Origin of the sequence: Streptomyces sp. NPDC050549, from assembly GCF_040655035.1 — a bacterium.
In the GTDB taxonomy this organism is placed as follows: Bacteria; Actinomycetota; Actinomycetes; order Streptomycetales; family Streptomycetaceae; genus Streptomyces.
In genome coordinates this window covers 1-13,496 of sequence record NZ_JBFAJD010000019.1, presented here as the reverse complement: position 1 = coordinate 13,496, position 13,496 = coordinate 1, and the positions used below count along the sequence as shown (strand labels likewise).

Sequence of the window (13,496 nt, the reverse complement as noted above, 5' to 3'; positions counted from 1 at the left end):
GCGGTTCACCCGGACGGCGCCCGGTGGATCGCCCCCGCCACCCCCGTCAACGGCATCCCCGTGCCGCTCCACCGCAGCGCGACGATCTCGGCGGCCACGGAGACGGCCACCTCCTCCGGGGTGCGGGCGCCGAGGTCCAGACCGATCGGTGAGCGCAGCCGGGCCAACTCGCCCTCGGCGAGGTCGGATTCGAGCAGTCGCCGCATACGGTCGTCATAGGTGCGGCGGCTGCCCATCGCCCCGATGTACGCGGCCGGCCGGCGCAGCGCCTCCTCCAGCAGCGGTACGTCGAACTTCGGGTCGTGGGTCAGGACGCAGATCACCGTCCGCTCGTCGGTGTCCGTGCCGGCCAGATACCGGTGTGGCCAGTCCACGACCACCTCGACGCCGGCCGGGAAGCGCTTCGGTGTCGCGAACACCGGGCGGGCGTCGCACACCGTCACCCGGTAGCCGAGGAAGTCACCGATCCGGGCGACCGCCGCCGCGTAGTCGATGGCGCCGAAGACCAGCATCCGGGGCGGCGGCGCGAAGGAGCGCAGAAACACGGTGACGGAGTCCTCGCGTCGCTCGCCGTGCGGCCCGTAGTGCCGCAACCCCGTTGCGCCGAGGGCGAGTTCACCACGGGCGTCGGCCGTGACCGCTACGTCCAGGCCGGTGGAGCCGAGGGTGCCGTCCACCCTGTCGGGCCATACGGCGAGGGTGGCTCCGCGCGGCGCCGGACCGTCGGTCACCGTCGCCACGGTCACCGGTTCGCGGGCCGCGACCGACCGCGCGACCGCTCCGAACGTGGGATCGGCCTCCGGTGTGACGGGCCGTACCAGCACGGTGATCTCGCCGCCGCAGGTGAGCCCGACCGCGAAGGCGTCCTCGTCGCTGTACCCGAAGGTCTCCAGCCGCGCCTCGCCGCTCGCCACCACTTCCCGCGCCAGCTCGAAGACCGCCCCCTCCACACAGCCCCCGGACACACTGCCCACGACCTCGCCGTCCGGGCCCACGGCCATGGCCGCCCCGGGGTCGCGCGGCGCGCTGCGGCTGACCGCGACGACGGTGGCCAGGCCGAAAGGTTCCCGGGCCGCGTACCAGCGCCCGAGCTCCGGGAGGCTCTCCCGCACAACGTGCTCCTCTCACCGCCGTAGTCCCGCTACGGACGTTAATCCGTTGGCGTCGCCGTCGCCGCTCTGCTGCACTGATCGGTGTCCGTCACCGACGACCGAGGAGCACTGAGATGCGCGCACCGTTCATGTCCGCCCAGGAAGGAAGGCCCCCCTCGACAAAGGACATGACACCAGGTGCACTTGCTCAACCTCGGCATCCTCGCGCACGTAGACGCCGGTAAGACCAGCCTGACCGAACGGCTGCTGCACTCGGCCGGTGTGATCGACGAGATCGGCAGCGTCGACGACGGCAACACGCGCACCGACACGCTCGCACTGGAGCGGCAGCGCGGTATCACCATCAAGTCCGCCGTCGTCTCGTTCCCGGTCGACGACGTGACCGTCAACCTCATCGACACCCCGGGCCACCCGGACTTCATCGCCGAGGTGGAGCGGGTGCTCGGCGTACTGGACGGCGCCGTCCTGGTCGTCTCCGCGGTCGAGGGTGTCCAGCCGCAGACCCGCGTCCTGATGCGCACACTTCAGCGACTGCGTATTCCGACGCTCCTCTTCGTCAACAAGATCGACCGACGCGGGGCGCGGTACGGCGATCTCCTGTCGTCGATCTCCGAGCGGCTCAGGGCAGCGGTCGTACCGATGGGCTCGGTCGACGGCATCGGTACCCCGGCGGCCGGTTTCCGGCCGGGTCTCGACCCGGGCGCACCGGCCGTTCTCGCCGACCACGACGACGAACTGCTCGCCGCCTACGTCGAGAACACCGTGTCGTGCGACCTCCTGCGCACCGCCCTGGCCACCCAGACCCGCCAGGCCCTCGTGCACCCGGTCTACTTCGGCTCCGCCATCACGGGCGCCGGCGTGGACGCGCTGATCACCGGCATCAAGGAACTGCTCCCCGCCGCCGAGGGCGACCCCCAAGGCCCGCTCTCCGGCACGGTGTTCAAGGTCGAGCGCGGTCCGGCGGGGGAGAAGGTCGCCTACGCGCGGATGTTCTCCGGTACCCTCCGCACCCGCGACCGGATCACCTTCGGGGATGCCGGCGAGGAGGGCAAGGTCACCTCGATCAGCGTCTTCGACCACGGCACGGACATCGGTACCGACTCCGTCCCGGCGGGCCGGATCGGCCGGCTGCGGGGCCTCGGCGAGATCAGGATCGGTGACGCGATCGGCACACCGAGGAAGGCGTACGAGCACTTCTTCGCGCCGCCGACCCTCGAAACCGTCGTCGTCCCGGGCCCGGACGCCGACCGGCGCGCCCTGCACCTCGCACTCACCCAACTCGCCGAACAGGACCCGCTGATCGGCCTGCGCCACGACGAGGTACGCCAGGAGACCGCCGTCTCCCTCTACGGTGAGGTCCAGAAGGAGGTCATCCAGGCCACGCTGGCCGACGAGTTCGGGGTGCGCGTCACCTTCCGGGAGACGACACCCCTGTGCATCGAGCGGCCGGTCTGCACCGGTGCGGCGGTCGAGTTCAACAAGAAGGACGCGAACCCGTTCCTCGCCACGGTCGGCCTGCGCATCGACCCCGCCCCGGTCGGCTCGGGGGTGCGGTTCGCGCTCGAAGTCGAGCTGGGCGCGATGCCGTACGCCTTCTTCAAGGCCGTCGAGGACACCGTGCGCGAGACGCTCGGGCAGGGGCTGCACGGCTGGCGGGTCACCGACTGCGTGGTCACCATGACGCACTCGGGCTACTCGCCCCGGCAGAGCCACGCCCACCAGGGCTTCGACAAGAGCATGTCGAGCACCGGCGCCGATTTCCGCGGACTGACCCCGCTCGTCCTCGTCGAGGCGCTGCGGAGGGCGGGCAGCCAGGTGTACGAGCCGCTGCACCGGTTCCGCGTCGAGGCGCCGGCCGACACTCTCGGCGCCCTGCTGCCGGTCCTCGCGGCACTGCGGGCCGTACCGCGGACCACCGAGACGCGGGGTGCGCTCTGTGTGCTGGAGGGGTTGGTGCCGGTAGCCCAAGTGCACGGGCTGGAGCGGCAGTTGCCGGGGCTGACGCGTGGGGAGGGCGAGTGGGAGAGCGCTTTCGACCACTACGCGCCGGTCACGCGCGGCACCGCTCCGGAGCGGGCACGCACCGACCAGAACCCGCTGAACCGGAAGGAGTATCTGCTGAACGTGACGCGTCGAGTGGCCTGAAAAGTGTCAACAGGGCATAGAGAGCGCATACTTACTCATGAGTCAGAAGTGTTGACAGTGTCCGGAAATCACCGGACTGTAGTGGACATGACGAATATCCGGGCGCGTTTGATCGTTGTCCTGGTTGTCCTCTGCGGATTCCTGTCGGTGCTGGGTGCCGGGCCCGCCACCGCCGCCACCCCAACCGACTCCCTCTGGTTCGACGGCTCGCCGCTGACCGTGCAGAACGGCAGCTTCGTCGACAGTTACGGCCGCCAGGTCGTGCTGCGCGGCTACAACGTCTCCGGTGAGACCAAGCTGGAGGAGAACAGCGGCCTCCCCTTCGCGTCGGTCGCCGACGCGAAGAAGTCCGCGACCGCGCTGCGTGCCCTCGGCGGCGGCAACTCGGTGCGCTTCCTGCTCTCCTGGGCCCACGCCGAACCAGTACGCGGCCAGGTCGACAGCACGTACCTGGCCGCCGTCACCGCCCAGATGCAGGCGTTCCTCGACGCCGGCATCCGCGTCTATCCCGACTTCCACCAGGACCTCTACTCCCGGTACCTGTTCAACACCGGAAGCTGGTACACCGGTGACGGTGCTCCCGAGTGGGCCGTGGCGCTGGGGAGTTACCCCCAGGAGTCCTGCGGGATCTGCCTCTTCTGGGGCCAGAACATCACCCAGAACTCGGCCGTCACCAAGGCCCAGTACGACTTCTGGCACAACAACTACGGCCTCCAGGACTCCTTCCTGGCCACCGCCCAGTCGACCATGACGTACATCCAACAGCACCTGAGCAGCGACGAGTTCGCGGGTGTCGTCGGCTTCGACCCGTACAACGAGCCGTTCGCGGGGACCTACGACTCGGGCCAGACCAGCCGGACTTGGGAGCAGAACCTGCTCTGGCCCTTCTATGTGAAGTTCCGCGCGCGGATGGACGCGGCCGGCTGGAGCGCCAAGCCCGCCCTCGTCGAGCCGAACCTCTTCTGGAACTCCAACATCTCCAGCCAGGTGCAGGAGGGCGGACTCCTCGACGCGGGCACGCTCGGCTCGCGCTATGTCTTCAACACCCACTTCTACGACCAGAAGGCGATCTCCGGCATCCTGATGTGGGGGAACGCGGCCGACGGCCAGTACTCGACCGACTTCGGCACGGTCCGTGACCGTGCCTCGGCGGCCGGTACCGCGGCCATCGTCAGCGAGTTCGGGCATCCGCTGTCCGGGTCCGTCTCCGGCAAGGCGCCGACCGTCCTCAAGGCGATGTACCAGGCCCTCGACTCCCGCCTGCCGGGCTCCACTTGGTGGTCGAACCCGGCCGGCTCGGGCCCGGTCCTGTCCGGTACCCAGTGGCAGTGGGACATCTACAACGGCCGCCACCACGAGCTGATGAACGACAACCCCGACAAGGTGCTCACCTCCGGCGACGCCTGGAACGACGAGGACCTCTCGGCCGTCAACATGACCGACTCCGGAACGGTGACACTCCGTCAGGACGCCCGGCTGCTCGACCGGATCTACCCGAGCGCGACCGCCGGCACCACGGTCGCCTTCACCTACGAGGACCGCTCCCGCGACGGCTCCACGACCCTGACCTGGAACCCGGTCCCCAGCACCCTCCCGAACGTGTCCTCGCTGGTCGGCTCCGGCCAGTACGGCCTCCTGATGTGGCGCTCCAACAGCTCCACCGCGCCGACCGAGCTCCATCTCCCGGCGTCCTTCCCGGCCGCGTCCACGACAGTGGTCTCCGATCTGGGAGCTGTCTCCGGGGTTCCGGCGTACACGTCCTCCACCGCGATCGGCTACGCCAGCGAACCGGGCGGGACGGGCAGTCACCGCCTCCTGCTCTCCGCCTCCGGCTCGGGAACCCTGCACTACGCCCTGATCACCAACGGCGCGTCGAGCCCCTCCTCGACGCTGCTGAGCGCGGCCAAGTCCGAACTGGCCACGTGGGCGGCATCGCACAGCTGACAAAGGCAACGGCACCGGCCCCCTCGGGGACCGGTGCCGTTGACGGTCGGTCAACTCGCGGACGGACTCGTCCAGTCGGCCTGCACATGACCCAGCCGTACGCGCTGCGGATGGTCGCCCACCGGGACGGAGAGCACCTTCTGCCCGGTGGCGAAGTCGATGGCCGTCACCTGGTCGGCGCCGGCCTCCGAGATGATGCAGTCCTTGCCGTCACCGCTCACGGTCGCCCAGTACGGCGTGGACGCCGTGACGAGCGGACCCTCCTGCAGAGTGGCCCGGTCCACGACCGTCGCGTAGTTGTCCATCGTCCCGGCGACGCACAGCTTGGTGCCGTCGGGGTTCATCGAGATGCCGTGATGGCGCGAGTCGAGCAGCCAGGTGGTGCGGTCCGTGCTGGTCGCGGGGTTGGCCGGGAGCGTCTTCACGCGGGTGATCTTGTCGGTGGCGACGTCGTACTCCAGGAAGCCGTTGAAGAACGACACCTGGAAGTACAGCTTGGACCAGTCCGGCGTGAAGGCGGCCGGGCGGACCGCGTCCGAGAAGTTCGTGAGACCGATCGCGTCCAGCCGGTCCCGCATGTCGATGATCTTGACCTGCTTGAACGTGGTGGCGTCGACGACGGTGATGTGCCGGTCGCCCTTGGTCCAGTCCCAGGCCGGATCGTCGAGGGAGGTGGTGACCTCGCCGATCGACATGTTCCAGATGTACTTGCCGCCGTTGGTGAAGAAGTTCTCGTGCGGCTTGTCGCCGGTGGCGAACTCACCCAGTTCGGCACCGGTGTTGATGTCCAGCACCTGCACCTTGTCGGCGGTCGAGGCCGAGACCGCGACGCGGGTGCCGTCGGGGGAGACCGCCATGTGGTCGGCGCGGTAACCGGCCACCGGGAAACGCCAGTTGATGGTGTCGGTGGCCAGGTTGATCGACACGACGTCGGCGAAGCTGGGGCGGGAGACGACGAGGGACTTGCCGTCCGGCGTGGAGTACATGTCGTCCACGTACTGGTCGTGTCCCTGTCCGACCTCGTTGTGGATGGACGTGTAGTAGATCCACTTGATCGGATCGGCGTTGATCTCCGCCAGCCGCGCCGCCTTGTCGGGGACGATGTTGATCTCCCCGATCTTCGCGAAGTCGCCGGTGGACTTGATGACGTCCGCGGTGCCGTCCCAGTTGTTGCCGACGAAGAGCACTTCGCGCAGAGCGGCGGAGGAGTCGGCGGTGGCGGCCGTCGCCGGAGCGGCTACGGTCAGGACGAGGGCGGCGGCCATGGAGCAAAGGTGCCTGGGTCTGAAGGCAGGCATGACGGCTCTCTTCTGTGAGGTGAGGGGTGCCGGAGGACGTGAAGAAATCTGAACACGCACGAGTTCAGAATGAACTTACTGAAAAGTAAGGAAGGGCCCTCTTCTCCGCAAGACTGCGGACACGACAAGATTGGCCGATGGCCGACAAGATAGAGGTGTGACAGTGGCGGGCAGGCTCAAGGCGCCGACCGGTCGTTACGGCGGCAAGTCCGCCGAGCAGCGGCAGGCCGAGCGACGCGGACGCTTCCTGGACGCCGCGCTCCAGCTCTTCGGCGACACCCCGGGGTACCGCGGCACGACCGTCGCCGCGCTCAGCGAGGCCGCGGGGCTTTCCACCCGGCAGTTCTACGAGGAGTTCCGCAGCCTGGAGGACGTGCTGGCCGCGCTCCACCTCCAGGTCAACGACTGGGCCGAGGAAGCCGTACTGGCCGCGCTCACCGCCGCCGACGGCCTGCCGCTCGTCGAGCGGGCGACCGCGATCTTCCATGCCTACGCCGAGAACGTCACCGGCGATCCGCGCCGCATCCGCATCACCTTCGTCGAGATCATCGGCGTCAGCCCACGCCTCGAGGAACAGCGGCTGGCCCGCCGCGCACGCTGGGTCAATCTCATCCGCGGCGAGGCGAGGGCCGCGGCCCAGCGCGGAGAGGCGGCGCGCCGCGACTACCGCATCGCCGCGGCGGCGTTCATCGGCAGCGTCAACGGCCTCCTCCACGACTGGAGCGCGGGCTGGGTGGACGCCACGCTGGACGAGATCGTCGACGAACTGGTCCGGCAGCTCGTGGGCATCATGCAGCCACCGGGCTGGAGGGACTAACGCGGCTCGTCGGTCGCGTACTCGTCCAAACGGCGGGCCAGTGCGCGGACGAGGTCGCGCAGGGCGGCGGGGCGTTCGACGACGAACGGGCGGTCGAGGGCGGCGAGGACGGGCGGGATCCAGTCCAGCCGCTCGGCCCGGATCCGGATCCGGACCCAGTCGGTGCCCTCGTCGGGCGTGGTCACGGTGGCGATCCCGGCCGGGAGATGCCCGCGAATGTGCTGCACACCGCTCCGGATCCGCAGGGACACATCGTGGGTCCACGGTGTGCTCGCGATGCTGTCCAGCACAGTGGCCGCCGGGTCGAACTCCGCCGGTACCTCGAACGAGCCGGAGCGCAGGCGCAGCGCGGTGACCCGGTCCAGGCGGAAGGTGCGGACCTCGTCGTCGGCCGGGTCGGCGCCGGTCAGGTACCAGCGTCCGGCATGCGCGACCAGACCGTACGGCAGGACCGTACGGTCGCTGGTGCGGCCCCTCCGGTCGGTGTAGGCGATCGCCACCGGCCGCCGATGGAGCGCGGCCTCGGCGAGTTCGAGCAGTACCCCGGTCTCCGGGGCGGTGGCTGCGCGCGGTCGCGCGGTGAAGTCCGCGGTGTCGAGCAGGGCGTCGAGCCGTCGGCGCAGGGCGGCGGGCAGGACCCGCAGCAGTTTCGCCGTGGCGCTCTCACCCGCCGAGGCGGACGTGGTGACGAGCCCCGCCCTGCGGCCGGCCAGCAGTCCGAGCACCACGGCGAGGGCCTCCTCGTCCGTGAACATCAGCGGCGGCATCCGATAGCCGGGAGCGAGCCGATAGCCGCCGTAGCGACCGCGTACCGAGTCGACCGGCACGCCCAGTTCCAGCAGGTGGCCGGCGTAGCGGCGGACCGTGCGTTCGTCGACACCGAGCCGCGCGGCCAGGTCGGGGACGGTGCGGAGGCCACCGCCCTGGAGGATCTCCAGCAGGGCCAGCACGCGGGCGGTCGATGTGGTCACTCGGAAAGTCTGCCTCGGATACCGGGCGGGAGCTGTCCGGTATTGGTCCTAGCGTGAGGGACGCCGCTTCATCCGGCACGTCACACGACCTCCGACAGGAAACCGCCATGAACTTCGTCTCGATCCGTGTCATCACCGACGACGTCGCCCGTCTCGTCGGCTTCTACGAACAGGTCACCGGCACCGCGGCCACCTGGTCGACCCCCGACTTCGCCGAACTCGTCAACCCCGCCTGCACGTTGGCGGTCGCGAGCACCCGCACCGTGGCCCTCTTCGGCACCGGTTCCGCACAGCCCGCCGCCAACCGCTCGGTGATCACCGAGTTCCGCGTGGCGGACGTCGACGCCGAATTCGAGCGCCTGGCACCCCTCGACTGCGAGATCGTCCAGAAGCCGACCACGATGCCCTGGGGCAACCGCTCCCTCCTCTTCCGCGACCCCGACGGCAACCTGATCAACTTCTTCACGCCGGTCACCCCCGAGGCCGTGGCACGGCAGCAGTGCTAAGCGCTTCGCTGGATGTGCGTTAGAGGTCGGTTTTCGGCCGCAGCGCCGTCGTGGCTGGTCGCGCAGTTCCCCGCGCCCCTTTGGGGCGCTGCCGAACCGCAGTCGACTTCACCAGGTCCGCTTAGACCAGCGTGTCGAGGACGGCGAGCACGGGAGCCGTACCGTCCTCGGCCCGCACCCGGGCGCCGAGGGCTCGCGCGCGCTCTGCGTGGGCGGGGTCGCGGGTGGCCCGTACGAGTGCGGTGGACAGGATGTCGGCGGTGAGCCCGCGCAGGGGTACGACGCGGGGCGCCACGCCGAGGGCGACCAGCCGGGCGGCCCAGAAGCCCTCGTCGAACTGGATCGGCACCGGCACGGCCGGCACCCCGGCGCGCAGCCCGGCCGCGGTCGTGCCCGCACCGCAGTGATGGACCACGGCCGCCATCCGCGGGAACAGCGCCGAGTGCGGCACCTCGCCGATGCTCAGGACATCGTCACCGGTTGCTTCGAGGCCGCCCCAGCCGCGCTGGATCAACCCGCGCAGCCCGGCCTGCCGCAGGGCGCGCACGATCTCTGCGCTGAGCCGTTCCGGATCGGGCACGGTGGCACTGCCGAGCCCCACGAAGACAGGAGCCGGCCCGGAGTCGAGGAAGTCCCGTAGTTCGGGCGGGAGTTGGGCGTCCCTGTCGTACGGCCACCAGTAGCCGGCCACCGTGAGCCCGGGCCGCCAGTCGGCCGGACGGGGCACGATCAACGGGCTGAAGCCGTGCTGGACGGGCCAGTTGTGCGCTTCCCTGGACCGGAGCGCGGTGCCGGGACGGGTGCGGGCCAGACCCAGGCGGGAGCGCACCTCCGGTACGGCGGCGGCGAAGACGTGTTCCACCGCCCGGTTCACCCCGTGTCCGGCGACCCGGTTGCCGACCGTTCCCCAGGAGCCGCCGCCGAGCACGGGCGGGGCGAACTCCCTTGTGGGTGCGAGGGGTTGGAGGTAGACGCCCATGCTCGGCAACGACAGACCCTCGGCGATGGCATGCCCCAGCGGCCCCAGCGAGCCGGACAGCAGCAGCACGTCACTCGCCCGCGCGGCCGTCAGCAGATCGTCGGTCATCCGTCCGACCAGCGCCCGCGCCATCGCGACCACCCGCAGCAACTTGCCCCCGCCCGAGGTGCTGCGATGCAGCCCGCGCCCCCGCGAGGACTCCAACTCGGCCCGTGGATCGACCGGAAGCGGATGAAAACGGACACCCGACCCCGCCACCAGGGGCGCGAAACCTCCGTGGGTGACAAGGGTGACCTCGTGCCCCGCCCGCACCAGGGCATGCCCGAGGCCGGTGTATGGGGCCACGTCGCCCCGGGATCCCGCTGTCATGATCGCTACGCGCACGCCGGTCAGTATCGCGTCCGCCGGCCGACGAGTGGGGGATTCCCGCGGGGATTCCAACTGCCCCTCCTGCCACAGCCGTTGACTTCGCCCTCCGGTGGCTCTACTTTCAGCGCGCTGTTTCGTTCGGTGACCCGATCCTTGTTCGATATATCGGCAAAGGAGCCGCATGTTCCGCACCCCCCTCCTGCGCGCCCTCGCGGTGGCCGCAGCCGCAGTCACCCTGCTTCTCTTCACCAGACCAGCGCCCGCGGACCCTCTCCGCACGGCCCCGGTCGCCTCGACGAGCCGTCAGATCGCCGTGCCCACCGCCCCGATGGGCTGGGCCTCCTGGAACAGCTTCGCCGCGAAGATCGACTACAGCGTCATCAAGGCGCAGGTCGACGCGTTCGTCGCCTCCGGCCTCCCGGCGGCCGGATACAACTACATCAACATCGACGAGGGCTGGTGGCAGGGCACCCGTGACAGCGCGGGCAACATCACCGTCGACACCAGCGAATGGCCCGGCGGGATGAGCGCCATCGCCGACTACATCCACAGCAAGGGCCTCAAGGCCGGCATCTACACGGACGCCGGCGCGAACGGCTGCGGCTACTACTACCCGACGGGCCGCCCCGCCGCCGCCAACACCGGCAGCGAAGGGCACTACGCCCAGGACATGCTCCAATTCTCCCAGTGGGGCTTCGACTTCGTGAAGGTCGACTGGTGCGGCGGTGACGCCGAGGGCCTCGACGCGGCCGGCACGTACAAGTCGATCAGCTCGGCCGTCGCCACGGCCGCGGCCACCACCGGCCGCCCGCTGACCCTGTCCATCTGCAACTGGGGCTACCAGAACACCTGGAACTGGGCGACCGGCCTCGCCCCCATGTGGCGGACCAGCACGGACATCTACTACTACGGTGGTACGGCGTCCCAGGCGAGTGTGCTCTCCAACTTCGACCAGACCCTGCACCCGGCCGCCCAGCACACCGGCTACTACAACGACCCCGACATGCTCACCGTCGGCATGTCCGGCCTCACGGCGGCCCAGAACCGTACCCACATGGCCCTGTGGGCGATCTCCGGCGCCCCGCTGCTCGCCGGCAACGACCTCACCACGATGACCAGTGGGACCGCCGCGATCCTCAAGAACTCGGACGTCGTCGCCGTCGACCAGGACCCGCGCGGCCTCCAGGGCGTCAAGGTCGCCGAGGACACCACCGGCCTCCAGGTCTACGGCAGGGTCCTCTCCGGCACCGGCAACCGCGCGGTCGTGCTGCTCAACCGCACCTCGTCCGCCGCGAACATCACCGTCCGCTGGTCCGACCTCGGTCTGACCGGCGCCTCCGCGACGGTCCGCGACCTCTGGGCGCAGTCGAACCTCGGCTCGTACGCCACGAGCTTCACCGCCAGCGTCCCGGCGGGCGGCTCGGTGATGCTGAAGGTGAGCGGCGGCACCGAGGCGGCGAGCACGAACTACACGGCCACCTCCACCGGCAAGTACACCGGCGTGAGCGCGGCGAGCACCGGCCTGGACGTCGTCGACATCCCCTACACCAACACCGGCTCCACCGCCGTCACCGGCACCCTCCAGGTCAACAGCCAGACCGCGACGACGGTCTCCTTCCCGCCGACCGGCTCCAGCCAGGGCACGGTCTCGGTCCAGGTCGACCTGTCGAAGGGCTCCGCCAACTCCCTCACCTTCACCGGCAGTTCACTGCCGACCCTGGGAGCGATCAACGTCCAGCCCATCCCCGGCACGAACGGGAACCTGATCGTCGGCACCGGGTCCGGCCGCTGCGCCGACATCTACAACAACACCATCACCAACGGCACCCAGGCCGAGATCTGGGACTGCAACGGCGGCCAGAACCAGGCCTGGACGTACACCTCCCGCAAGGAACTCGTGGTGTACGGCAACAAGTGCCTGGACGCCTACAACAACGGCACCACCAATGGCACCAAGGTCGTCATCTGGGACTGCAACGGCCAGAACAACCAGAAGTGGACCGCCAACTCCGACGGCACCCTCACCAACGTCAACGCGGGCCTGTGCCTGGACGCGTCCGGTGCCGCCACGGCCAACGGCACCCTGCTGATCCTCTACACCTGCGGCACGGCGAGCAATCAGAAGTGGACGCTGACGTAGTCGTGGCGCACTGTCCCGCCGGTTGTCAGGGCCGGCGGGACACGTGTCTCTAGGCGAGGGCGATGACGACCAGTCCCGTCGCCACGAGCAGCGCACACCCCAACAGACAGGCGGCGACCAGGCGTTGGCGCAGGCGCCGGTACGTCTCCTCGTACTCGTCCCGCAGCTGCCTGCCCCGCTCGGCCGTACGTTCCCAGGACGCGCGGGAGAGCGCGAGGTACTCCGCCTCGAAGTGCCGTTCCACTTCGGCCCGTTGGCCGTCGGTGAGCCAGTCGAGCCGGGCGGTGAAACGGGCGGCGGCGGCGTGCCCCTCCGTGCGGGCGGCCGCGATCAGCAGATGACCCTCGATCTCGTTGAGGAACGTCCTCGGGTCCAGGGGGAGTCCGTCCATGGTGGTCACCGTGACGTCAACTCCCGTTCCAGGGCCGGGACATCGGGGTGGTGCAGGTCGAACGCCGGGGATTCGCTGCGGATCCGCGGCAGGGTGAGGAAGTTGTGCCGCGGCGGTGGGCAGGACGTCGTCCATTCGAGCGAGCGGCCGTAGCCCCACGGGTCGTCGACCTCGACCTTCTTGCCGTACTTGGCCGTCTTCCACACGTTGTAGAGGAACGGCAGGATCGACAGACCGAGCAGGAACGAGAAGATCGTCGACACGGTGTTGAGAGTCGTCAGGCCCTCTACCGCGAGGTAGTCGGGAATCCGGCGCTGCATCCCGTTCACGCCCAGCCAGTGCTGGACGAGGAAGGTGCCGTGGAAGCCGGTGAACAGCGTCCAGAAGGTGATCTTGCCGAGGCGCTCGTCGAGCATCTTGCCGGTCATCTTCGGCCACCAGAAGTGGAAGCCGGAGAACATCGCGAAGACCACGGTGCCGAAGACGACGTAGTGGAAGTGCGCCACCACGAAGTACGAGTCCGAGACGTGGAAGTCCATCGGCGGCGAGGCCAGGATGACACCGGTCAGACCACCGAAGGTGAAGGTGATCAGGAAGCCGGTGGCCCAGAGCATCGGGGTCTCGAAGGACAGGGACCCCTTCCACATCGTTCCGATCCAGTTGAAGAACTTCACGCCCGTGGGTACGGCGATGAGGAACGTCATGAAGGAGAAGAACGGGAGGAGGACTCCGCCGGTGACGTACATGTGGTGGGCCCACACCGTCACCGAGAGGCCGGCGATGGAGATGGTCGCGGCGATCAGGCCCATGTAGCCGAACATCGG

At 69.4% G+C, this 13,496-nt stretch carries 11 protein-coding genes; 5 read left to right on the top strand and 6 right to left on the bottom strand.

Annotated elements, in window-relative coordinates:
* Positions 1-5 precede the first annotated feature (5 nt).
* Positions 6-1,112 (bottom strand): XdhC/CoxI family protein, encoded by a 1,107-nt coding sequence (locus tag AB0I51_RS26195; protein ID WP_362979058.1) that lies wholly within the window; start codon positions 1,110-1,112, stop codon positions 6-8.
* A 177-nt stretch (positions 1,113-1,289) separates the two neighbouring features.
* Between AB0I51_RS26195 and AB0I51_RS26190 the strand changes: the two genes are divergently transcribed.
* Together AB0I51_RS26190 and AB0I51_RS26185 are read left to right on the top strand one after the other, a co-directional pair.
* Complete coding sequence (locus AB0I51_RS26190) at positions 1,290-3,257, top strand: translation factor GTPase family protein (protein WP_362979057.1); 1,968 nt, start codon at positions 1,290-1,292, stop codon at positions 3,255-3,257.
* An 87-nt stretch (positions 3,258-3,344) separates the two neighbouring features.
* On the top strand, positions 3,345-5,201 hold the full coding sequence (locus tag AB0I51_RS26185; protein WP_362979055.1) for a cellulase family glycosylhydrolase: 1,857 nt from the start codon (positions 3,345-3,347) through the stop codon (positions 5,199-5,201).
* A 50-nt stretch (positions 5,202-5,251) separates the two neighbouring features.
* Here the strand turns inward: AB0I51_RS26185 and AB0I51_RS26180 are convergent, their stop codons facing one another.
* On the bottom strand, positions 5,252-6,499 hold the full coding sequence (locus tag AB0I51_RS26180) for a YncE family protein (RefSeq protein WP_362979053.1): 1,248 nt from the start codon (positions 6,497-6,499) through the stop codon (positions 5,252-5,254).
* Positions 6,500-6,662: 163 nt separating this feature from the next.
* Here AB0I51_RS26180 and AB0I51_RS26175 point away from each other — a divergent pair, with 163 nt between their 5' ends.
* Positions 6,663-7,316 (top strand): TetR/AcrR family transcriptional regulator, encoded by a 654-nt coding sequence (locus AB0I51_RS26175; RefSeq protein ID WP_362979051.1) that lies wholly within the window; start codon positions 6,663-6,665, stop codon positions 7,314-7,316.
* Here AB0I51_RS26175 and AB0I51_RS26170 read toward each other — a convergent pair.
* A complete protein-coding gene (locus tag AB0I51_RS26170) occupies positions 7,313-8,287 on the bottom strand; it encodes a YafY family protein (protein ID WP_362979049.1) in 975 nt (324 codons plus the stop codon). The genes AB0I51_RS26175 and AB0I51_RS26170 overlap by 4 nt on opposite strands.
* A gap of 107 nt (positions 8,288-8,394) precedes the next feature.
* Between AB0I51_RS26170 and AB0I51_RS26165 the strand changes: the two genes are divergently transcribed.
* Positions 8,395-8,793: a VOC family protein gene (locus AB0I51_RS26165; protein ID WP_362979047.1), complete on the top strand. Its 399-nt coding sequence runs from the start codon at positions 8,395-8,397 to the stop codon at positions 8,791-8,793.
* A gap of 121 nt (positions 8,794-8,914) precedes the next feature.
* Here AB0I51_RS26165 and AB0I51_RS26160 read toward each other — a convergent pair whose 3' ends face one another.
* Entirely contained in the window at positions 8,915-10,141 is a 1,227-nt protein-coding gene (locus tag AB0I51_RS26160; RefSeq protein ID WP_362979358.1) for a glycosyltransferase, read from the bottom strand.
* 181 nt (positions 10,142-10,322) lie between these two features.
* Here AB0I51_RS26160 and AB0I51_RS26155 point away from each other — a divergent pair, with 181 nt between their 5' ends.
* Positions 10,323-12,281, top strand: a complete 1,959-nt coding sequence (locus tag AB0I51_RS26155; protein WP_362979045.1) for a ricin-type beta-trefoil lectin domain protein — start codon at positions 10,323-10,325, stop codon at positions 12,279-12,281.
* Positions 12,282-12,330: 49 nt separating this feature from the next.
* Here the strand turns inward: AB0I51_RS26155 and AB0I51_RS26150 are convergent, their stop codons facing one another.
* Both AB0I51_RS26150 and AB0I51_RS26145 read right to left on the bottom strand, forming a co-directional pair.
* Complete coding sequence (locus AB0I51_RS26150; protein ID WP_362979043.1) at positions 12,331-12,681, bottom strand: hypothetical protein; 351 nt, start codon at positions 12,679-12,681, stop codon at positions 12,331-12,333.
* Positions 12,678-13,496: cbb3-type cytochrome c oxidase subunit I (locus tag AB0I51_RS26145; protein WP_362979041.1), on the bottom strand; the 819-nt coding region annotated here is incomplete at its 5' end. The genes AB0I51_RS26150 and AB0I51_RS26145, both read right to left, overlap by 4 nt.

Bases quoted from the DNA above. Each gene is read 5' to 3' on its own strand.
- AB0I51_RS26185 (WP_362979055.1), top strand. From the start codon at position 3,345: ATGACGAATATCCGGGCGCGTTTGATCGTTGTCCTGGTTGTCCTCTGC.
- AB0I51_RS26180 (WP_362979053.1), bottom strand. From the start codon at position 6,499: ATGCCTGCCTTCAGACCCAGGCACCTTTGCTCCATGGCCGCCGCCCTC.
- AB0I51_RS26165 (WP_362979047.1), top strand. From the start codon at position 8,395: ATGAACTTCGTCTCGATCCGTGTCATCACCGACGACGTCGCCCGTCTC.
- AB0I51_RS26160 (WP_362979358.1), bottom strand. From the start codon at position 10,141: ATGACAGCGGGATCCCGGGGCGACGTGGCCCCATACACCGGCCTCGGG.
- AB0I51_RS26155 (WP_362979045.1), top strand. From the start codon at position 10,323: ATGTTCCGCACCCCCCTCCTGCGCGCCCTCGCGGTGGCCGCAGCCGCA.